Source organism: Azospirillaceae bacterium, from assembly GCA_028283825.1.
Lineage (GTDB): Bacteria > Pseudomonadota > Alphaproteobacteria > Azospirillales > Azospirillaceae > Nitrospirillum.
Window position 1 is genome coordinate 861,066 of sequence record JAPWJW010000001.1, and the last position, 21,328, is coordinate 882,393.

Genomic DNA, 21,328 nt, shown 5'->3' on the forward strand with positions numbered 1-21,328 from the left:
TTTCAGGGGGCGATATCGCGATAGATTGGGTCGGCGGCTTCTTGCCGTGCCCAGACGGGATTGGCGACGGCCATGCGCGCCAGATAGTCCCGGACACCGGCCTTGTCGCCCAGGGCCAGGGAAACCCGCGCGGCGCGGCGCCAGACGCGGTCCCAGCCATGGGCCAGGCGCGTGGCCTCCGCCAAGGCGGCTTGCGCCACCGCCTTGTCGCCCCTGTGGGCGGCACGGTCGGCACGGATGACGGCTTGCCAGGCGTGATGCCGCTCCACCAGGGCCCGCAGGTCGGGAATGGGCTGGTCGCTGGCGTCCACGCGGAAATCCAGATCCAGGGGGAAGCCGTCGGGTGTGCGCACCACCAAGGCCGCCGACAGCTTGCCGATGGTCTGGCCGCCGGCCGCCTGTCCCGCCTCCAGCGCCGCCAGCAGCCGGTCTTCCAGTGCGCCGGGGGTGGTGCGGTAGGTGTGCTCCATGGCGGTCAGGACGCCGATGCCGGCCAGGCCATTGCCCTGGACGGAATAGCCCGGCCCCCGGCGCTCGCCGGCATAGGCGGACGCCAGTGCCTCCGCGCCGGTGAACGCGGCGGTGCGGCCTCGCGCATCGACCACCGCCACCTGCCGAGCTTCGACCCCGTCATCATCGAAATCGCCGTTTTCCCGCAGCAGGGTGGCCAGAGTCTCCTCCGGTGTGCGGCCTTGGGCCAGCAGCGCCAGGCCCTTGGAACCCATGGCGGGATTGGTCTCGAACTGGGTGACGATGGCGCCGACGCCGGCCTGCGCGTAATCCACGCTGGCGCCCACCGCCAGGTTGTTGGTGGCGACGGCGACGCCGCAACTGCCCTTGTCGCAGGCGATGATGGAGAAGGTGGCCTGGGCGGTGCCGCCCCAAGCCAGCAGCGCCAGGACCGGCAATACGGCGAGAATCCGTCGGCGCATCAACGGATCAGCACACAGGTCCGGCCTTGGCAGCGGACATAGACCGCCAAGTCCTTCCCGTTCTGGCAGGTGATCTTGTAGACCAAGTCGGGACTGTTGCCGACGAAGCGCTGCACCGCCTCCACCTTGTTGGGCTTGCAGCCGGCCTCCAGGGCCGTGGACTTGGCCTCCGCTTCGGCTTCCGCCGCGCGGGCGGCTGGAACCTGAAACCCCAGCACCATCAAAAATACCGCCACGAAGGCGCGTCTGGCCTGTCCGTAGATGCGCCGCATGCCGTTTCCACCCGCGGTGTGTTCATTCCCTTGCAGGCCGGCATCCTATCATTTCCATCTGCCTCGAGCTATCAGGCCTGGGATGATGAAAAGGGGTGGAGATTTGGACTTCTATCACAAATGTGATGATATCTATCCTTAATGCGTAAGGTGAAATTCTACCCGAAATACATAAACCTACCGAGGAAGCCCGTATTGACCGAAATGCCATGCTGATGAACAAGATTAGCATCAGCATTGTGCGCTGCGGCAGGCGGTGCATGGTTTATTCCGAGGGGGCGTGATGGGAATGCAATCCACCCGGGGCTCGGGCCTCTCGCTGGAAGAATATCGGCAGATGGAAGAATCCTTGCTGGCCACGGCCAAGGGCAGGGACTTTTATTATGAGATCCAGCGCCGCGCCCGCATGGTCGAGGCGGATGAATTGCGCCGGACGATGAGCGGGATCGAGCGGCTGGTTTCCGCCGCCGCCCTCAGCCCATCCGCCACCGGGCAGGACGCTCCGCTGGGCAATACCGAAATCACCTTCCTGAAGGCGGAGGTGGAGGCCATGGCCAACACCATCCGGCTGGTGAAGCGTGAGATCGCCGCCATCAAGCCGTCCGACCCCCGCGCTGACCGCATCAGCGCCGCGACCTCGGAACTCGACGCCATCGTCACCGCCACGGAAGAGGCGACCAACCGCATCCTGACGACGGTGGAGCGCATGACCGGCGCGTTGGCCCGGCTGAAGCCCGGCCGCGCCGCTGATGGCCAGGTGCTGACGGCACTGGAGGCGGCCTGCATGGACGTGATGATGGCCTGTTCTTTCCAGGACATCTGCGGCCAGCGCACCGCCAAGGTGGTGAACACCCTGTGTTATATTGAGGATCGCGTGGGCGTGATCATGGGCCTGTGGCGGACCTTGCCGCAGGAAGCGGCCAACCCCGCCGCCCCGCCGGCCGACGCGCCGCGTGAGGTGCTGCTGCCCTACAAGCACGACGACGTCCGGCCCGATGCCCACCTGCTGCACGGCCCGTCGCTACAGGCACCGTCGCAGATGGCCATCGACGCGCTGTTCGGCGCCATCTCCGGCCCGCCGCCGGTCAGCCCGCCAACGACGGCGAAGACGGAAGCCAAGCCAGCGCCCAAGACGGCGGTGAAGCAGGTTCTCATTCCCAGCACCACCGGCCTGAGTGCCGATGCCATCCGGACCCAGCAGGAAATCGACGCGCTGTTCGAAGGGGTGCGCTGAAGCCTCAGCCGGCACCGCCGGCGCGCACCAACGTCGACACTGCGTCGGCGCCCTCTTCCACCAACCCGGCCGCGACGCCATCGCGGTCGGCCTCGGGCCGGTTCTGGCTCATCTTCCATTTGCCTTCCAGGCTGGTGATGGGCAGGCGGAACCCCACGATGCCGCGCAATTGCGCCTGGATGAAATCGGCGGGCGCGTCGGCCACGGCCCAAGGCGTTGCCCTGCCCTGTTCTTGCCCCTCCGTCAGCGCCGTCACGAGGTCCAGCAGGGCGTCCGCTTCCTCGAAGAAGGTGATGGGCCCGCGGGCGTGGACGGTGGCGTAGTTCCAGGTAGGGCACCACCTTTTCCGTCTGAGCCTTGGTGGCGTACCAGGACGGGGTGATGTAGGCCTCCGGCCCCATGAAGATGGCCAGCGCCGCTGCGCCCGCCGGTGTTTCCCGCCACTGCGGGTTGGCCTTGGCGAAGTGGCCGTAGAGCGTGCCGAATTCCCCCTCATCGGCGCGCAACAGCAAGGGCAGGGGACTGGCCATGGGCAGGCCGTCCGTTCCCACCGTCACCAGGTTGGCCAGGCGGATGGCGCGCATCGTCTCATGCAGCACAGGCAGGCGGTCTTCCTTGAAATGGCTGGGCCGGTACATGGGGGACATCCTTCGGGCGATGTGACGCGCGGGAATGATACACTGTCTGTCATGCCCGACGCGCCTCTTTGGCGCGCGCCGTTCAGGGGTCGCCTTCATGACGCCGGAAGATTTCAGCCGTACCGCCCTGTCGCTGGCCGGTGCGGAACCGGGGGCCCACATGGGGCATGCCGATTTCCGCGTGGGCGGGCGCATCTTCGCCACGCTGGACCCCGAACTCGGACGCGGCATGGTCAAATTGGCGCCGGAGGAACAGGAGGTGCGGGTGGCGGCCGAGCCCGCGATGTTCCAACCGGTTCCCGGCGGCTGGGGGCGGCAGGGCTGCACCCATGTCGCCCTGGCAACAGTGGATGAGGCGGCGCTGGCGGGGGCCTTGCGGGCAGCCTGGAATCTGGCGGTGGCCCTGGGGCCGACCCGGCCGCGCAAGAAGAAAGCCTGAACCTCAGCCCTTGGCCGGTGGCGCGTCGCGTTCCAGCCACCAGGCCGACAGGGCCTCGGCCGGCACGCCCCGGCAATAAAGGAAGCCCTGGGCCACGGGCACCCCCAGGGTGCGCAGGCGTTCGGCCTGCTCCTCCTTCTCCACGCCCTCCGCCACCACCTGGGCGTCGATGATGGCGGCGACCTGGACGATGGCGCGGACCAGCATGTCCGACTTCACGTCCTGGTTCATGCCCTGCACGAAACGGCGATCCACCTTCACCGTCGTGGCGGGCAGGCGGTTCAGGTAGCTGAGCGAGGAATAGCCGGTGCCGAAATCATCCAGCGCCACGCCGAAACCCCGCTCGCGCAGGCCCTGGATGTGCAGGAAGGCGCGCTCATCATCGCCGACGAAGGCGGACTCGGTGATCTCCAGTTCGATGCCTTCGGCCGTGGCCTGCTGGGCCCGCAGCACGCCGTCGATGCCGGCCAGGAAATCGGCCTGCTGCACCTGCAGGGCGGAAACGTTGACCGCCACCGGGATGTCCAGTCCCTCCGCCCGCCAGGCGCGGCGCTGGCTGATGGCCATCTCCAGCACCATCAGGCCCAGCGGCACCACCAGGCCGCTGGCCTCGGCGATGTCCAGGAACGCGGCCGGCATCAGCAGGCCGTGCCGGGGTGACTGCCAGCGCACCAGCGCCTCCACCCCCACCGGCCGGCCGGTGGCGAGGTCCAGCTTGGGCTGGTAGTGCAGCACCAGTTCGCGGTTGCGCAGCGCCGTGCGCAGTTCCGCCAGCAGGGCCAGGTTGGCGCTCTTGCGTTTTTCCAGTTCCGGGTTGAAGGGCGAAAGCCGGCCCCGGGCCCGCAGCTTCGCGTCCTTGAGCGCCAGCGATGCCTGCTGCACCAGCGCGTCACCCCATTGTCCGGGAATGGCGTCCGGTGTGGTGCGGACGTCGGGCGGCAGGGCGTAGGTGCAGCCGCCGGTGGCCGAGACGGCGGTGTTGTGGCCGGCGACGTCGAACCCGGTCTCGAACGCCAGTTCCAGGCGCTGTTCCAGGTCAGCCAGCGACAGCTCCGCCAGCGATGGCACCGGCAGGGCCAGGGCATAACGGTCGCCGCTGAATCGGCTGATGGTCAGCGCTTCGGGGAAGTTGGCGACCAGCCGGTGCGCCACGGCGCGCAACAGCGCGTCGGCCACCTGGAAGCCCAGGCGGCCGTTGATGAAATGGAACTGGTCCAGGTCCAGCAGGATGACCACCAGCCCCTGGGCCGGGTCATGCCGTTCCAGCGCGGTGATGAAGCCGGTACGGTTGGGCAGGCCGGTCAGCGGGTCGGTGAAGGCCACCGACCGCATGTGTTCGAACAGGGTCGCCGTCTCGAACCCCAGCGCCACATTGATGGTGAACAGGCGCAGCAGGTCGCGCTTGCGCTCATCCACCGCGGTGGGGGTGCTCATGTAGATGGCGGCCGGGTGGGCACTGCCCGACTGCAGGTACAGGATGTCGCCGCCCCGGCTCTTGAAACCTTCCCGCCGCGAGAATGCCTCCAGCAGGGCCGCCTCGATCTCATGCTCCCCCAGGGTGGCCAGGGGTTTGCGGATGTGGTCGGCGAAGCGGCCGGCCGCGGCCACGATGACGGGGCCGTCCACCGTACCCTGGGCGCACAGCAGGCCCTCGGGCTCCATGCCCATCTGGGCCGCCAGTTGGATCAGCACGCCGGCGCTGAAATCGTTCAGGCTGCGCTCGCTGAACAGGTCGGCCGATGCCTTGATCACCTGTTCCAGGCCGCGGCGGTGGCGGTCCAGCGCCACGATCTGCTCATACGACCGCAGTGCCGTGATGATGCTGGACGCCAGCCGGGTGACCGTCAGTTCGGTCTTGGCCTTGTAGTCGTTGATGTCGTACTGGCGGATGACTTCCAGTTCCGGCGCGTAACCGGGTTGGCCGGTGCGCAGCACGATACGGATCTGGTCGTTGCGCAGTTCTTCCCGGATGCGCCGCACCAGGTCCAGGCCCGCCCGCTCATCCTCCATCACCACGTCCAGCAGGACGACGGCGATGTCCGGCGTGCTCGCCAGGTATTCGAACGCCTCCCACGCCGTGTAGCAGCTGTCCAGCGTCAGGGGGCGGCCCCGGAAATCGATGGCCTCCAGCGCCAGGCGGGTGGCCAGGTGTACTTGCTCATCATCATCGACCACCAGGATGCGCCAGCCCGGGCCGCTCTGCCGGGCGGTGCCGCGGTCGTCCTCGATATGGATCAGGGCTTCAGCCTGGTTCGCCATCAGGCGTCTCTCCTGCTGTGGCGGGGACGGACGGGCTTTCTATGGCCGCCGGGGCCGTCAGGGGTAGCGTCAGGGTGATGGTGGTGCCGGTCCCGGGAACGGACGTCACGGCGATGGCGCCGCCGAGGATGCCGGTGACGATGTTGTAGACGATGTGCATGCCCAGGCCCGAACCCCCTTGTCCCATCTTGGTGGTGAAGAAGGGTTCGAACAGGCGGCGGCGCACCTCTTCATCCATGCCCGCGCCGTTGTCCTGCACGATCAGGGTGACCTCGCGCGCGTTGCGGCCGGCGTCCAGCCGCAGGATTTGGCCGGCGGCCTCGCGTTCCCGCCCCGGCAGCGGCTCGAAGGCGTGCAGTTCCGCGTTCTGGATCAGGTTGGTGATCACCTGGCCCAGGGGGCCGGGATAACTGTCCAGCCGGATGCCCTCGGGAACGCTGGCTTCCACCCGGAAAGAGGCGCGGCGCAGCACGGGGGCCAGGGTGGTCAGGGTGTCGGCCACCATGTCGCCCAGGTCGAAGGCGCGGCGCTGGGAACTGGTGCGGTCCACGGCAACCTGCTTGAAATGCTGCACCAGGGTGGTGGCGCGGTCCAGGTTGCGTTCCAGCAGGTCGGTGCTGTCGCGGGCCACCCGGGCGAAGCGGTCCACTGTGCTCTGCCGCAATTGCCCCGCCTCAATGGCGGCCAGGAAACGTGTGGTTTCCAGCGCCAGGGTGCTGCTGGCGCTGACCGCCACGCCGAGGGGGGAATTCACCTCGTGCGCCACGCCGGCGACCAGGGAACCCAGGGCCGCCAGCTTCTCGCTTTCCACCAGCTGGTCCTGCAACTGCCGCAGGGTGGCCAGGTTGGTCTCCGCCTCATTCTTGGCGACCGACAGGGTCTGGGCCTCGGTGGTGCGGGCGGCAATCATGCGATCGCGCTCGGCACTCTTGTCGCGCAGCACGGCCAGGGCGGCCGCCAGCGCGCCGATTTCATCCCGGCGGCCATCGCCCGGCAGGGGGTGGTCGTAGCGCCCCTGCGCGAAGGCGGCGGTGGCGGCGGTCATGGCCTGGATGGGGATGGCCACCGTCCGCACGGCCAGCAGGGCCAACACCGCGCCGCTGACCGTCGCCATGGCGATGGCCGCGATCAGCAGCACGCGGGTGTTGCCATAGATGACGTTGCCCTCGCGTGCCGTGGCGCGGCCCTGGGTGACGTTGAACGCCAGGTCGCGCAGGACGGCGTCGGTCGCCTGGTTGTCGGCGTCACGCAAGGGCCCGTTGAACAGGGCCAGCGCCCCTTCCTGGTTATGGGCCTGGACCAGTTCGCGCAGACGCGCCTCGTACTGCATGTTGGCGGCCCAGGCCTGGTCGAAGGCATGGACGCGGCGTTCATCCTCACTGCCGATGATGACATACTGCTGATAATCGCGCCGCGCGATCTCCACCTCCTGATTGCGGTGGTCCAGCGTTTCCAGGTCGTGCGCCAGGGTGGCGTCGTCGGGGGAGAACAGCAGGCGGGCCTGCGCCAGGCGATGCCCCTTGATGGCGGAGATCATCTGGCCGTTGACGGCGGTGCTGGGCAGCCAGTTGTCGCGGATGACCTCGGCCTTGGTGTTGACCGCCGCCAGCCGGTTGATGGCCAGCGCGCCCACCAGGACGATGCCCAGGGTCAGCAGGGCGAAGGCCAGTATAAGGCGCAGGCGCAGGCCGCTGGGGGGGACGCCATCCTTGGGCGGAAAGGCCGGCGTCGTTGCCGGGGGGGACAGATGCTGGGCCGCCGTCGCCATGTGCAGCGGCTGGGGACCGGAAGACTGTGCCATGAGCCGTGGTTTCCGCTTGCCGCCTGCAGCGCCCCCTGGGATCCCCAGGGGATCCAAGAGGCATTGTCTAACCTTAACCATTGCCACCGGTGGTGGACAGGGGCTGTGGCCTATCCTCCGGTACAGGGTCGGGTGGGGCAAGAACGCGAAAGGAGGGGCGTCGGTCGGTCGCGTCGGCCCTTGTCGTATCCAACTGCGGCGGCAACGAAAAAGGGCCGCCCGAGGGGGCGGCCCTTTCCCGATGAAGGTGTTCCGGGAAACCTGTTTGGGAACCCGGAGAACCCGATCAGACGGAGTAGTACATCTTGTATTCGATGGGGTGCGGCGACGTTTCGAACGCCAGCACTTCTTCCATCTTCAGGTCGATGTAGCTGTTGATGAAGTCCTCGGTGAAGACATCGCCCTTCTTCAGGAAGGCGTTGTCGGCGGCCAGGGACTCCAGGGCCTCACGCAGCGAACGGCAAACGGTCGGCACTTCCTTCAGCTCTTCCGGCGGCAGGTCGTACAGGTTCTTGTCCATCGCGTCGCCGGGGTGGATCTTGTTCTGGATGCCATCCAGGCCGGCCATCAGCATGGCGGCGAACGCCAGGTAGGGGTTCGCACCCGGGTCCGGGAAGCGGACCTCGACGCGCTTGCCCTTCGGGCTGTTCACGAACGGGATGCGGCAGGAAGCCGAGCGGTTGCGCGAGGAATAGGCCAGCAGCACCGGCGCCTCGTAGCCCGGGACCAGACGCTTGTAGCTGTTGGTCAGCGGGTTGGTGAAGGCGTTCAGGGCACGGGCGTGCTTAATGATGCCGCCGATATAGTACAGGGCGGTTTCCGACAGGTCGGCGTAGCCCGAACCGGCGAACAGCGGCTTGCCGTCCTTCCAGATGGACTGGTGGCAGTGCATGCCCGAACCGTTGTCGCCGAACACCGGCTTCGGCATGAACGTGGCGGTCTTGCCGTAGGCGTGGGCGACGTTGTGCACCACGTACTTAAAGATCTGCATGGTGTCGGCCATGCTGACCAGGGTGCCGAACTTGATGCCCAGTTCGTGCTGGGAAGCGGCCACTTCGTGGTGGTGCTTCTCGACCTCGACGCCCATGTCGGCCATCACGGTCACCATCTCGGCGCGCAGGTCCTGGCCGGCGTCGATCGGGGCGACCGGGAAGTAGCCACCCTTGACGGCCGGACGGTGACCCAGGTTGCCTTCCGGATAGGCCTTGCCGGAGGTGTACGGGCCTTCCTCGCTGTCGAACTCGTACATGACGCGGTTCATCGAGACTTCGAACTTCACGTCGTCGAACACGAAGAACTCAGCCTCGGGGCCGAAGTAGGCGGTGTCGCCGATGCCGGCGCTGGCCATGTAGTTCTCGGCCGCCTTGGCGATGGAGCGCGGGTCGCGCTTGTACGGGGCGCCGGTGGACGGCTCCAGCACGTCGCAGAACACGGTCAGCAGCGGCTGGGCGGCGAACGGGTCCAGCACGGCGGTGGCGGGGTCGGGCATCAGCACCATGTCCGACTCGTTGATGGCCTTCCAACCGGCGATCGACGACCCGTCGAACATCACGCCGTCGGTGAACATCTCTTCGTTCACGGTGCTGATGTGCTGGGCGGTGTGCTGCAGCTTGCCGCGCGGATCGGTGAAGCGGAAGTCGACGTATTTGACGTCGTGCTCCTTAACCAGGTCAAAAAACTTGGCGATATCGGACATCTTGATGGGTTCCCTAAGTTCTGGGAGATGTTGGGTTTACGACTGACTTGCAACCATCGGCGGGAATGGCCGCCAAGCCCCCCGCCGCTTTTGTTTCCGGCGGCCCTGGGTTACTCCCATCCCGGGCCGCCAGCCCCATAATTCACAAACCGTGCTCGATCCTTGGATATGCCGACCGTGGACGGGCGGCTCCCATGGATACTTCAAATCCTGCATAACGCGGGACACCACAAAGGGCACTGCGTCAACCGACCACTTGTCGGGCAGTGTCCCCAGGGGATGTCAGACCGCGTCGGGCCCGCGCTCACCGGTGCGGATGCGGATGACATCCTCGACCGGGGTCACGAAAATCTTGCCGTCGCCGATGCGGCCGGTGTGGGCCGCCTGCTGGATGGCCTCGATGGCGCGATCGACCAGCTGGTCGTCCATCACGATCTCGATCTTCACCTTGGGCAGGAAGTCCACGACATACTCGGCACCGCGGTACAGCTCGGTATGTCCCTTCTGCCGGCCGAAGCCTTTGGCCTCGGTCACGGTGATGCCCTTGATGCCGACTTCGTGCAGCGCTTCCTTCACCTCGTCCAACTTGAACGGTTTGATGATGGCTTCGATCTTCTTCATCGCTTACGGCCACGCCTTCGCTTCAAGGGCGGGGGAAGTGCGGACCTGATGCGGCGATCCCGATGATCGGTTCGCACCCGGCTGCCCGGAAACCCCCACGATTTCCAATTCGATGTCCGGCAGGGCCCGATGCGATGGGGAACATTCCGCGTCTTAAGTGGAAATTCCGCCCTTCACATTGGGTCCGCTGGACCGGGGCTGGAGGATAGCACGCCCCATGCCAACCCGGCGGATGGGGCGCTTCCGGCCCTCTCGCTGGGTCGGTGCCATCGTATGCGCGCTTCGTGGGCAAACGGCAGCACAAAAAATAGCCATCAGCCTGAAAATTGTCCTTGCGGTGGCTGTAAGGGGGGAGTGTCGGTCTTTCGACTGCCTCTATTCCAGCCTTCGCCCCAGCGCGACCCCGGCATGTGAAGATTATTTTATCAGAACGCTTGACGGACGAGGGCAGGTGGTGCAGAAACCCGCCTCACGGCGGCGGTGGTAGCTCAGTTGGTAGAGCTCTCGGTTGTGGTCCGAGCGGTCGTGGGTTCGAGTCCCATCCATCGCCCCATTCTTCCTTATATATAGTACGCGCAAAGCGGACGGCAGGCATCCCGGAAGGGATGCGCGGCCAGTCCGCTTGCGGCGTTCTCCGCCCGCGCTAGACTGCCTGCCGGAATGGCATCGGCGGCGGACGTTTCCCCATGACCTATGATGAGCTGAGGGCCCTGGCGTTGGCTTGGCCCGGTGTGGAGGACGGCACCTCATACGGCACACCGGCCCTGAAGGTGCGCGGCAAGCTGCTGGCCCGGCTGTGGGAAGATGGCGACACGCTGGTGGTGACGGGCGTCGATAGCGATGAACGCGCCTTGCTGATGGAAACGTCGCCGGAAATCTATCACCTGACCGACCATTACCGGGGCTGGCCCACCGTGCTGGTCCGGCTGTCCGCGGTGACGGACGCCGTGACGCGCGACCAGGTGGCGTCCCTGCTGTCGCGCCATTGGCGGGCCGTGGCGCCCAAAGGCCTGGTGCGCCAACTCGATGAAGGACGAATCACCCATGGCTGACGCGCTTCTGACCGTTGATCGCATGCGCGCGGCCGATGCCGCCGCCATCAAGGGCGGCGTGCCCGGCATCACCCTGATGGAAAACGCCGGCCGCGCGGTGGCGGGCGTGGTGATGGCCCGGTATCCCCTGGCGCCCGTGGCCGTCCTGTGCGGCCCGGGCAACAATGGTGGCGACGGCTTTGTGGTGGCGCGGATGCTGGCCGCCGCCGGCTGGCCCGTGCGCCTGGCCCTGCTGGGCGATTTGGACCGCTTGGCCGGTGACGCCGCCCTGGCGGCGGCGGACTGGGTGGAGGGCTGGGGGCGTGAGGCCGTGCTGCCCGCGGCGCCGGGTGTGCTGGACGGCGCGCGGGTGGTGGTGGATGCCCTGTTCGGCGCCGGCCTGGCCCGTCCGCTGGCGGGGGCTGCGGCGGATCTGGTGGGGGCCGTGGCCGACGCCCGGGGCCGGGGCGCCGCCGTGGTGGCGGTGGATGTTCCCAGCGGCCTGGACGGCGATACCGGGGCCCCGTTGGGGGATGTGGTGATCGGTGCCGACCTGACCGTGACCTTTTTTCGCAAGAAGCCGGGACATCTGCTGCTGCCCGGCCGGTCGCTGTGCGGTGAGGTGGTGCTGGCCGATATCGGCATCCCCGAGGCGGTGCTGACGCGGCCGGATGTCGCGCCCGACCTGTGGGAAAACGGTCCGGCCGTATTCGCCGCCCATCTGCCGCGCCCCCGGCTGGATGACCATAAATACCGGCGCGGCCATGCCCTGGTACTGGGCGGGGCGGTGATGACCGGTGCCGCGCGGCTATCGGCGCGGGCGGCGCAGCGGGTGGGCGCCGGCCTGGTGACGGTGGCCAGCCCGCCATCGGCGGAACTGGTCTACCGCCTGGCCAGCCCCAGCCAGATCGTCCGCCGTTTCGACGGGCCGGCGGACGCGGCGGCCCTGCTGGCCGATCATCGTGTCAGCGCCGCCGTGCTGGGCCCGGGGGCCGGCACCGATGCCGACGGGCAGGCGTTGCTGCGCGCCCTGGCCAAGGCCGCCAGCGGGCGCGCCGACGACCTTGCCCTGGTGCTGGACGCCGACATCTTCACCGCCTTCGCCGGCCAGCCGGATGCGCTGCGGGCCTGCGTCACCCGGCGCACGGCGCTGACACCCCATGAGGGGGAATTCGCCCGGCTGTTCGGGGAGGGGCACGCCGTGCTGGCCGCGGGGGACAAGCTGTCCCGTGCCCGGGCCGCCGCCCACCACCTGGGCGCCGTTGTGTTGCTGAAGGGGCCGGATACGGTCATCGCTCATCCGGATGGGCGTGCGGTGATCGAAGCCGGCGGCCCACCCACCCTGGCCACCGCCGGTTCGGGCGATGTGTTGGCGGGCCTGATCCTGGGGCTGTTGGCCCCTGGTGGCGGTGAGGGGCGGGCCATGGATGCCTTTCACGCCGCCGCCGCCGCCGCCTGGCTGCACGCCCGGGCCGCCGTCCGCTTCGGTCCCGGGCTGGTGGCGGAGGATTTGCCGGAAATGGTGCCGGCATTGCTGGCCGACCTGTTCGCGACAGGGACGGAGAAAAGAGATCAAGCAGTCGCCAAATAGAGAATCGATAAAATTGCGTGCATCTTGCGGCGCTTTCGCCGCCGCCAGCGTCCCATCCGCCGCTTTCCCGGCGAATGCGGGAGCGCCATTTCCTCATTGGAAATATTTAAAATGCCATATTCGGCATATGCCAAAAGCATTGCCGGCATTAAAACAATGGGATACTCTGACATAAATTTGAACTTCTCTTCGACATTTGTGCATCTTTCGGCGCGTCGTCGTTTCACCAGTAATCGGTAGCGTCCCGCCCACGGGATGTTTCACGGATGGGCGTTCGGACGGATAATCGGGCATTGGTGGCGACCGAACGTTTCGTCGTTTGTTACGCAGTGATGGTTTGGTGTGACGGGGACGGTCGCCATTCCGCCCTCATCCAATCAACGCGGTGATTACTGGGGCTTGATAACGGCCTGGGCGCTAATCCGGGCTCGCTTTACTGGGGGGCGGGTGTGGGCTTTTCTCTGTTCCGTCGGTCGCGCCTGGATGATCCTTTGCAGGTCGGGGCGCACTATCGTCGCGTGGTCTCCGGCAGCGTCACCGAAACGGCTGAAGTGCTGACCATCACCAACGACAGTTTCCACATTCCCCACGTGCGCTTCACGGTGCGCAACAACCTGCCCGAGGGAAGCTGTGCCGCCGATCAGCGTACCCTCTCGGCCGAAAGCTTCACCCGCCTGTTCAGCGAGCGCGTGGCCAGTTGACCTTGCCGGCCGGGGACTCCCGTGAGGGGGTGGTTTGGCCCCTGAAGGTTGTTGTCTGCGGGTGATTTACAGGGGCCTAGCCGTAGGTATTAGTCCGCCGCGCCGCCTGGAACTCCGGTCGGGTTGCGCCATATGGTCCATCAGGGCTGCTCCCCCTTTTTGGTGCCCGCGGGCGCTTCGGCCTTGGCTTTATGAGCCGGGGCACATTGCGTCGATGGGTGTCGCCGGCCAATGCGGCCAATCGACGTGAGCCGGTCGATGTGGAAGGACTTGGGAACCCATGGGATGGAAAGACGCGCTACCGGCCAAGAGGCCGGGCCAGGTTCCCGCCGATGGCGGGCCGTCCGCCCCATCCGATGCGGCCACATCGGCGCCCGGTCCCATCTTCGGCCCCGTCGGCAATCTTGTGGATCTGGTCCAGGCCCTATCGTTTTGCCGTGACGTGGCCAGCGTCATGGCGGTGGTGCGCATGGCCGCCCGTGCGCTTAGCGGTGCCGATGGCGTCACCTTCGTGCTGCGGGATGGTGATTTGTGCCATTACGCGGATGAGGACTCGATTGCCCCGCTGTGGAAGGGGAAACGTTTCCCCATGTCCACCTGCATTTCCGGCTGGGTCATGCTGAACCGCCAGCCGGCCATCATCCCCGACATCTACCAGGATCCGCGCATCCCCCATGACGCCTACCGCCCCACTTTCGTGAAAAGCCTGGTGATGGTGCCGGTGCGGGCGGAGGAACCGGTGGCCGCCATCGGCGCCTATTGGGCGGTGGAGCGTGAGCCCCGGGCGGAGGAGGTGGCGCTGTTGCAGGCGGTGGCGCATTCCACCGCCGTGGCGCTGACCAACGTCGGTCTATACGAATCACTGCGCGCCGCCGTCGCCGAAAGCCAGGCGCGGGCGGATGAGGCGGAACGGGCCAACCGCGCCAAGTCGGTGTTCCTGGCGGCCATCAGCCACGATTTGCGCCAGCCGCTGCAGACCATGCGGCTGTACCACAACATGTTGAACGACCGTGCGGCTACCGGCCGGGTAGCCAGCGCCGGTATCGGCGCGGTTACCAACGCCGGTGCGCATCCCGCCACGGCATTGGGCACGGCGCTGGACCGCAAGCTGATCGCCGGCCTGGGTGAGGCCCTGTCGGCCGGCGAGGAACTGTTGCGCGCCCTGCTGGACGTTTCGGTCCTGGATGCCGGCACCGTCGCCGTCAACCGCCAGCGCTTCGGGCTGGAGGCGGTGGTGGCTGGGCTGGTCAGCGGCCTGCGCGGCGAGGCGGAGAAGGCGGGCGTGGACATCCGCCTGCGGCCCGGCGCGAAAAGCGGTCCCCTGCCGGCGCTGGAGGAGGCGGACACCGACCCGGTGCTGCTGAAGTGCATCCTGCGCAACCTGCTGACCAACGCCATCCGCTACACCGGGCGGGGCGGGCGTGTGCTGGTGGCGACCCGTCGCCGGGGCGACGCCATGCTGGTTCAGGTCTGGGATACGGGCATCGGCATTCCGGCCGACCGGATGAGCACCATTTTTGAGGACTTCGTCCAACTCAACAATCCGGAGCGTGACCGGACCAAGGGTTTGGGGCTGGGCCTCGGCATTGTGCGCCGCATGGCGACGCTGCTGGACAGCGCCATCACCGTGCGCTCCGTCCCCGGCCGTGGCTCCGTCTTCTCGGTCCTGGTGCCGTGCGCGCCCGTGGCGGCGCGGGTGGCGGCACCGGCGGAATCGGGCGGCGGCGACAAGCTGCTGGCCTTTCCCCGCGACGGGCAGCATCCGGCCCAGCGGGAAAGCGACCCGCGTACCATCCTGGCGGTGGAGGATGACGCCCTGCAGCGCATGGCGCTGGGCGCCATCATCGAAAGCTGGGGCTATCGCGTCATCACGGCGTCGGGGTCGGACGAAGCCCTGGCCGCCATCCGCGACGCCGTGCGCCTGCCGGGCTTGGTGATCAGCGATTTCCGCCTGCCTGGGCCCTTGAACGGCGTGCAACTGGTGGCCCGTCTGGGCAATGAGATGCGGCGCCATCTGCCCGGCATCATCGTCACCGGCGACACCGATCCCGCCCGCATCCAGGAGGCATCGGCCACCGGCTGCTTGCTGATCCACAAGCCCTATTTGCCCGAGACGCTGCGCGCCGCCATCGACGACGCGCTGCACGGGCTGGAGGCGCCGGCCGCAGCCGGGCGGGCCGACGACGCGCTGGACGGCTGAGCCGCCGCCGCTTCCCGAGTGGATGCGCCGGGTTTATAACCCAAGGCAATGAGGGGTGCCGCCCAGGCCGATCCGCCGGGCCCTATGCGCCCACGCCTTGAGGGAAGAATCGCGCCATGCCCGATACCGCCTCGGTCCCGTCCCGGGCCGTCCCCGACAAGATCCGCCTGCTTGAGGCGCTGGAGCGCAAGGTGCTCTGGCTGTCCGCCTGGACCATTCACAACGCCAACCACATCCGCCCCTCGCGCGACGGGCTGAAGGTGGGTGGCCACCAGGCGTCCAGCGCCTCGTTGGCCACCATCATGACGGCGCTTTATTTCGATGTGCTGCGGCCGCAGGACCGGGTGGCGGTGAAGCCGCACGCCAGCCCGGTCTTCCACGCCATCCAGTACATGCTGGGCCGGCAGACGCGGGAGAAGCTGGAACAGTTCCGCGCCCTGGGTGGGGCGCAGAGCTATCCCTCGCGCACCAAGGACACCGACGACGTGGACTTTTCCACCGGGTCGGTCGGGCTGGGCGTGGCCGTCACCGCGTTCGCCTCGCTGGTGCAGGACTATGTCCGCCTGAAGGGTCTCTCCGACCAGCCGGAGGGACGCATGGTGGCCCTGGTCGGCGATGCCGAGATGGACGAGGGCAACGTCTTCGAGGCCATGCTGGAGGGCTGGAAGCACGATTTGCGCAATACCTGGTGGATCATCGACTATAACCGCCAGAGCCTGGACAGCATCGTGTCCGACCGCCTTTGGGTGCCCATCGAGGGCATGTTCCGCTCGCTGGACTGGAACGTGCAGATCCTCAAATACGGCAAGAAGCTGGAGGCGGCGTTCGCGCAGGAGGGCGGCGACGCCTTGCGCCAGTGGATCGACACCTGTCCCAACCAGCTCTACTCCGCCCTGACCTTCAAGGGCGGGGCCGCCTGGCGCGAGGCGCTGACGCGGGACTTGGGCACCACGCGCGGCATCCGCCACCTCCTGGACGCCCACGACGACGCGGCCCTGGCCGGCCTGATGACCAATCTGGCCGGCCACGACCTGCCGACCCTGCTGGAAACTTTCCACGGCACGACGGACGACCGGCCGGCCTGTTTCATCGCCTATACGGTCAAGGGCCGGGGCTTGCCCTTCCAGGGGCACAAGGACAACCATTCCGGCCTGATGAATCCGGACCAGATGGCGGCGTTCAAGGCCGCCTGTGGTCTGGCGGACGGGCAGGAGTGGGACCGGCATGCCGGCCTGGAGATCGGCGCGGAAGCGTTGGACGCCTTCCTGGCCCAGGTGCCCTTCGCCCAGGGTACTGGGCCGGGGAAAGGCAGCCGCCGGCTGAAGGCGCCGGCCATACCCGTGCCGCCCGCCCTGGCGGTGGACCTGGGTGCCCGCATGTCGACGCAGGAGGGCTTCGGCAAGATCCTGGGCGAAATCGCCAAGGATGATGGCGACTTGGCGGCCCGCATCGTCACCACCTCCCCCGACGTCACGGTGTCCACCAACCTGGGGCCCTGGGTGAACCGCCGCGGCCTGTTCGCGCGCGATGAGACGCAGGACGTCTTCCGCGAACAGAAGGTGGTGTCGGCCCAGCGCTGGCAAGGGGCGCCCGGCGGGCAGCACATCGAACTGGGTATCGCCGAACACAACCTGTTCCTGATGCTGGCGGCCCTGGGCCTCAGCCACGACCTGTTCGGCGCCCGCCTGCTGCCCATCGGCACGCTGTACGATCCCTTCATCAAGCGCGGCCTGGACGCGCTGAACTACGCCGCCTACCAGGACGCCCGTTTCATGGTGGTGGCCACCCCCTCGGGCATCACCCTGGCGCCGGAGGGTGGCGCCCACCAGTCCATCGCGACACCGCTGATCGGCATGGGCCTGCCCAACGTGTCGTCGTTCGAGCCCGCGTACGTGGACGAACTGGCGGCCATCATGGCCTGGGGGTTCGAACATATGCAGCGGCCCAATGGCGGCTCGCTCTACCTGCGGCTCAGCACCCGGCAGCTTGACCAGCCGGTGCGCACCGGCGCCGGCCTGGATCGCGATGCCGTCATCCATGGCGGCTATTGGCTGCGGTCGCCGGCGGCTGATGCCGACCTCGCCATCGTCTATTGCGGCGCCTTGGCGCCCGAGGCGCTGGCGGCCCACGGCCAGGTGCTGGAGGACTGCCCCGGCGCCGGCCTGCTGGCCGTCACCTCACCCGACCGGCTGCACGCCGGCTGGACGGCGGCCCAGCGCCAGGGCCGCGCCGACGCGGCACCCGTGCACCGCCTGCTGTCGGCCTTGCCGGCGGCCGCACGGCTGGTGACGGTGACGGACGGCCACCCCGCCGCCCTTTCCTGGCTGGGCGCCGTGCGCGGCCATATCGTGGCGCCCCTGGGCGTGGAGCGTTTCGGCCAGTCGGCCGACATCCCCGACCTCTACCGCGTCCACGGCCTGGACGCCGACGCCATCATCGACGCCTGCGCCCGCGCGCTGCTGGCATGACGCCGGCCGGCGGTTTCGCTAGAAGCTTTCCAGCGGCTTCACCTGCCGGCCGTCGCCGGTGAAGTTCCCCGGCGCCAGCCAGGCGGCCAGGCGGGCGCGGCGCGGGGACCATTCCGCATCCAGAATGGAATAGACGTTGGTGTCCCAGTTGCGGCCCTTGGCCCACAGGGTCTGGCGCAGCAGGCCCTCATGGGTGAAGCCGTAGCGCAGGGCCGCCCGGTTGGAGGCCAGGTTGGGCGGGCCGCAGCGCCACTCCAGCCGGCGGTAGCCCGACTGGCCCAGGGCGTAGTCGATCAGCAGGAACACACCCTCGGTCCCGCCCACGCGCCGCTGCAGGGCGGGGCCGTAGACCAGGCCGATCTCCGCCGTGCCCATGTCCGGGTTGATCTGCAGCAGCAGCAGCAGGCCGGCGGGGGTGCTGCCGGCCTTGTCGATCACCGTGTACAGCGTCTGGCCGGCCTTCACCGCCCGCTCCGCCAGCCAGATGGTGAAGGCCTCTTCCGCGGCGAAGGGGCCGGAGGGAATCTGGTCCCACAGGGCCGGGTCGTGGCCGATGGCCAGCCACAGGCCGGGCGCGTGGCGCACCGGATCCAGCTTTTCCAGGCTCACGGTGCGGCCGTCCAGGCGGGTGGCGTCCAGGAGGGGGCGGGGCAGGGCGGGGGTGGGGGCCGACAAGGTGGTCATGCCGCGGCGAACCTCTCGGGGGCAGGCGGGTGGGATCGCCGCAGCATAACAAGCACTTCATCGCCACCGATAGCGGCAGTTGCGACCTGGAGTCGCCCAAGAGGCGTAAAACGGCATGCCCCGCCAGCACCTTCCCCACCCCTTTCCGATACGCCGGGCGCGCACGCGGGTTCGCCTAGATTCCTATTTACGCGGGTGTGCGGGTGCTATAGATCGGACGGCGCCTGGAAAACCTCTTCCAGGTTTTGGCCGCGGGCGTGGCGGAACTGGTAGACGCGCTGGATTTAGGTTCCAGTGACGAAAGTCGTGGGGGTTCGAGTCCCTTCGCCCGCACCAAACGCACGTGATATCAACCCAACCGCCCGTGGTCCCTCCGGCCCCGGGCACCCAGGGGCCGGGTATGCCGGCATCCGGGGCCGATCAAAGAGACAGGTTCGAATAGTCCCATGAACATCACCCAGACCAGCACCGAAGGCCTGCGCCGCGAATACACGGTCGTCATCCCCGCCGCCGATCTGGCTGGCCGCGTGGACGTCCAACTGAAGGAAATCGGCAAGACCGTGCGCATGCCGGGCTTCCGCCCCGGCAAGGTGCCGATGTCGGTGCTGAAGCAGCGCTATGGGCAGTCTGTGATGGGCGAGGTGCTGGACAAGGCCATGTCCGACAGCGCCGCCAAGGTGGTTGAGCAGCACAGCCTGCGTCCCGCCCTGCAGCCCAAGGTCGAGATCGTGAAGTTCGAGGCCGACGGCGCCAGCGATCTGGAATTCAAGATGACCTATGAGGTCCTGCCGGAATTCACCCCGGCCGACCTCAGCGGCGTCGCCATCGAGAAGCCGGTGGTCGAGATCACCGACGCGCAGGTCGATGAGGCCGTGGGCCGCATCGCCGCCGGCCGCAAGACCTCCGCCCCCCTGACGGAAGACCGTCCGGCCGCCAAGGGCGACATCGTCGTCATCGACTTCGACGGTTCCGTCGATGGTGAGAAGCGCCCGGGCATGAAGGGCGAAGGCCATGAGCTGGAACTGGGCTCGGGCAGCTTCATCGACAATTTCGAAGAGCAGCTGGAGGGCACCCGCCCGGGTGACCACCGCACCGTCAGCGTCACCTTCCCCGAGGCCTACCACGCCGCCGAGCTGGCCGGTAAGGCCGCCGTGTTCGAGGTGGACGTGAAGGAAGTCAAGGCCGCCGTCGAGGTGACCCTTGATGACGAGTTCGCCAAGGGCCTGGGCTTCGACGACCTGGCCGCGCTGAAGACCGTGATCCGTGAGCGCCTGGGCGGCGACTACACCGTCATGAGCCGCCTGCGCGCCAAGCGCGCCCTGCTGGACCAGCTGGCCGAACTGCACACCTTCGAGGTGCCGGCCGGCATGGTCGAGATCGAGTTCGACCAGATCTGGAAGCGCCTGCAGGAAGAGCTGAAGGCCGGCGACGCCGGTGAGGACGCTGGCAAGGATGAGGAAGAGCTCCGTAAGGAGTACCACGATATCGCCGTCCGGCGTGTTCGTTTGGGTCTGGTCCTTTCCGAGATCGGTCAGGCGAACAATATAACGGTGGCGAGGGAAGAGCTGAACCAGGCCGTGCTGGCCGAGGTGCGGCGCTACCCGGGCCAGGAGCGTGAGGTTTTCGACTTCTTCAAGAACAACCCCCAGGCCGTCGAAAGCCTGCGGGCCCCGGTTTTTGAAGACAAGGTTGTCGACTTCATCCTGGGACAGGTTAAGGTGACGGAGAAGCCCGTGTCGGCTGAAGAGCTGATGCAGGATCCCGATGAGGAAGAGGCGGCCTAAGGCGGCTGTCCCCGTCTTCGGTTTCTGACGGGCCTCGGTACATTACGGAAACGGGGGAGGGGTCGGCCCTCCCCCCGGACCGGCAACGGGCCCGGGGATGGCCCCCGGGTCGGACGCAGCGCTGGAGCAGGCATGATCGACTTTGAGCCGCAGATGAATACGCTGGTCCCCATGGTGGTCGAGCAGACCAATCGGGGTGAGCGGGCTTACGACATCTATTCGCGCCTGTTGAAGGAACGGATCATCTTCCTTGTCGGCGGCGTGAACGACGCGGTGTCCAGCCTGATTTGCGCCCAGCTTCTGTTCCTGGAAGCGGAAAACCCCACGAAGGAAATTTCCTTCTACATCAATTCGCCGGGCGGCATCGTGACCTCCGGGCTGGCGATCTACGACACCATGCAGTACATCCGCTGCCCGGTGGCGACCCTGTGCATCGGCCAGGCCGCCTCCATGGGCTCGCTGTTGCTGGCGGGCGGGACGGAGGGCAAGCGCTATTCGCTGCCCAACAGCCGCATCATGATCCACCAGCCCTCGGGCGGCGCCCAGGGCCAGGCCGCCGACATCGAAATCCAGGCGCGCGAGATCCTGAAGATCCGGCATCGCCTGAACGAAATCTATGTCCGCCACACCGGCCAGCCGATCGACAAGATCGAACGGGCGATGGAGCGTGACAACTTCATGACTGCGGACGAGGCCAAGACGTTCGGTCTGATCGACGACGTCATTGCCACCCGTCCTGGCACCGGTGGCATCGCTCAGGCGGCCTAAGGCGCCCCAAAGGGTTTGAGCGTCCGGCCTCGGCGGCGGTTTTTCGCCGCCGGGGGCGCCCTACCGGGATACCTCGGTATGGGTGGCCGGACATGGTAGGACACACGGGGGGTTGAAAGGCCCGCGTTCCGTGGTGTTGAATGGGCAGGCAGTGGCGGGTGAGCGGTGTTCATCCCCTTGTCCGCCGGCCGATCCCGGGAGGATCGGGC

18 protein-coding genes, 2 tRNA genes and 1 pseudogene are annotated in these 21,328 nt (G+C 67.5%); 11 read left to right on the forward strand and 10 right to left on the reverse strand.

Annotation, left to right across the window (positions count from 1 at the left end):
• Window positions 1–2: 2 nt before the first annotated feature.
• Both PW843_03455 and PW843_03460 read right to left on the reverse strand, forming a co-directional pair.
• Window positions 3–932 (reverse strand): DUF1028 domain-containing protein, encoded by a 930-nt coding sequence (locus PW843_03455; protein ID MDE1145663.1) that lies wholly within the window; start codon window positions 930–932, stop codon window positions 3–5.
• Entirely contained in the window at window positions 932–1,204 is a 273-nt protein-coding gene (locus tag PW843_03460; GenBank protein MDE1145664.1) for a hypothetical protein, read from the reverse strand. Before PW843_03460 ends, PW843_03455 begins: the two co-directional genes overlap by 1 nt.
• Window positions 1,205–1,493: 289 nt before the next feature.
• Between PW843_03460 and PW843_03465 the strand changes: the two genes are divergently transcribed.
• Window positions 1,494–2,438: a hypothetical protein gene (locus PW843_03465; protein ID MDE1145665.1), complete on the forward strand. Its 945-nt coding sequence runs from the start codon at window positions 1,494–1,496 to the stop codon at window positions 2,436–2,438.
• 4 nt (window positions 2,439–2,442) lie between these two features.
• Here the strand turns inward: PW843_03465 and PW843_03470 are convergent, their stop codons facing one another.
• The gene (locus tag PW843_03470) at window positions 2,443–2,733 is read right to left on the reverse strand and encodes an FMN-binding negative transcriptional regulator (GenBank protein ID MDE1145666.1); all 291 of its coding nucleotides are present in this window, start codon (window positions 2,731–2,733) and stop codon (window positions 2,443–2,445) included.
• 97 nt (window positions 2,734–2,830) lie between these two features.
• Window positions 2,831–3,022: pseudogene (locus tag PW843_03475) on the reverse strand (FMN-binding negative transcriptional regulator).
• A gap of 151 nt (window positions 3,023–3,173) precedes the next feature.
• Here PW843_03475 and PW843_03480 point away from each other — a divergent pair.
• The gene (locus PW843_03480; protein MDE1145667.1) at window positions 3,174–3,515 is read left to right on the forward strand and encodes an MmcQ/YjbR family DNA-binding protein; all 342 of its coding nucleotides are present in this window, start codon (window positions 3,174–3,176) and stop codon (window positions 3,513–3,515) included.
• Window positions 3,516–3,518: 3 nt separating this feature from the next.
• Here PW843_03480 and PW843_03485 read toward each other — a convergent pair whose 3' ends face one another.
• From PW843_03485 to PW843_03500, 4 genes are all read right to left on the reverse strand, one after another.
• Entirely contained in the window at window positions 3,519–5,774 is a 2,256-nt protein-coding gene (locus PW843_03485) for an EAL domain-containing protein (protein ID MDE1145668.1), read from the reverse strand.
• Entirely contained in the window at window positions 5,758–7,575 is a 1,818-nt protein-coding gene (locus PW843_03490; GenBank protein MDE1145669.1) for an ATP-binding protein, read from the reverse strand. Before PW843_03490 ends, PW843_03485 begins: the two co-directional genes overlap by 17 nt.
• A 286-nt stretch (window positions 7,576–7,861) precedes the next feature.
• Window positions 7,862–9,271 carry a type I glutamate--ammonia ligase gene (gene glnA, locus PW843_03495; protein MDE1145670.1) on the reverse strand — a complete coding sequence of 470 codons (1,410 nt, stop codon included), beginning with the start codon at window positions 9,269–9,271 and terminating at the stop codon, window positions 7,862–7,864.
• Between the two features lie 282 nt (window positions 9,272–9,553).
• On the reverse strand, window positions 9,554–9,892 hold the full coding sequence (locus tag PW843_03500) for a P-II family nitrogen regulator (GenBank protein ID MDE1145671.1): 339 nt from the start codon (window positions 9,890–9,892) through the stop codon (window positions 9,554–9,556).
• Between the two features lie 477 nt (window positions 9,893–10,369).
• Between PW843_03500 and PW843_03505 the strand changes: the two genes are divergently transcribed.
• From PW843_03505 to PW843_03515, 3 genes are all read left to right on the forward strand, one after another.
• Window positions 10,370–10,445 (forward strand) — tRNA-His (locus PW843_03505).
• Between the two features lie 133 nt (window positions 10,446–10,578).
• Window positions 10,579–10,944 (forward strand): MmcQ/YjbR family DNA-binding protein, encoded by a 366-nt coding sequence (locus PW843_03510; protein MDE1145672.1) that lies wholly within the window; start codon window positions 10,579–10,581, stop codon window positions 10,942–10,944.
• Window positions 10,937–12,514, forward strand: coding sequence for an NAD(P)H-hydrate dehydratase (locus PW843_03515; protein MDE1145673.1), 1,578 nt, complete (start codon window positions 10,937–10,939; stop codon window positions 12,512–12,514). The genes PW843_03510 and PW843_03515 overlap by 8 nt, the downstream gene beginning before the upstream one ends.
• Here the strand turns inward: PW843_03515 and PW843_03520 are convergent.
• Entirely contained in the window at window positions 12,496–12,687 is a 192-nt protein-coding gene (locus PW843_03520) for a hypothetical protein (protein ID MDE1145674.1), read from the reverse strand. The genes PW843_03515 and PW843_03520 overlap by 19 nt on opposite strands.
• Before the next feature lie 276 nt (window positions 12,688–12,963).
• Between PW843_03520 and PW843_03525 the strand changes: the two genes are divergently transcribed.
• The 3 genes from PW843_03525 to PW843_03535 all read left to right on the forward strand — a co-directional run bounded on the left by PW843_03525 (window position 12,964) and on the right by PW843_03535 (window position 17,883).
• Complete coding sequence (locus PW843_03525) at window positions 12,964–13,215, forward strand: hypothetical protein (GenBank protein ID MDE1145675.1); 252 nt, start codon at window positions 12,964–12,966, stop codon at window positions 13,213–13,215.
• A gap of 280 nt (window positions 13,216–13,495) precedes the next feature.
• Window positions 13,496–15,415, forward strand: a complete 1,920-nt coding sequence (locus PW843_03530) for an ATP-binding protein (protein MDE1145676.1) — start codon at window positions 13,496–13,498, stop codon at window positions 15,413–15,415.
• Between the two features lie 116 nt (window positions 15,416–15,531).
• The gene (locus tag PW843_03535; protein ID MDE1145677.1) at window positions 15,532–17,883 is read left to right on the forward strand and encodes a transketolase; all 2,352 of its coding nucleotides are present in this window, start codon (window positions 15,532–15,534) and stop codon (window positions 17,881–17,883) included.
• An 18-nt stretch (window positions 17,884–17,901) separates the two neighbouring features.
• On the opposite strand, the gene PW843_03540 is transcribed toward PW843_03535, so the two are convergent.
• Complete coding sequence (locus tag PW843_03540) at window positions 17,902–18,567, reverse strand: GNAT family protein (protein MDE1145678.1); 666 nt, start codon at window positions 18,565–18,567, stop codon at window positions 17,902–17,904.
• A 251-nt stretch (window positions 18,568–18,818) separates the two neighbouring features.
• Between PW843_03540 and PW843_03545 the strand changes: the two genes are divergently transcribed.
• The 3 genes from PW843_03545 (at window position 18,819) to clpP (ending at window position 21,119) form a co-directional block, all read left to right on the forward strand.
• A tRNA-Leu gene (locus tag PW843_03545) sits at window positions 18,819–18,903 on the forward strand.
• A gap of 110 nt (window positions 18,904–19,013) precedes the next feature.
• Window positions 19,014–20,351: a trigger factor gene (tig, locus tag PW843_03550; protein MDE1145679.1), complete on the forward strand. Its 1,338-nt coding sequence runs from the start codon at window positions 19,014–19,016 to the stop codon at window positions 20,349–20,351.
• 132 nt (window positions 20,352–20,483) lie between these two features.
• Window positions 20,484–21,119 (forward strand): ATP-dependent Clp endopeptidase proteolytic subunit ClpP, encoded by a 636-nt coding sequence (clpP, locus tag PW843_03555; GenBank protein MDE1145680.1) that lies wholly within the window; start codon window positions 20,484–20,486, stop codon window positions 21,117–21,119.
• Window positions 21,120–21,328: the final 209 nt, after the last annotated feature.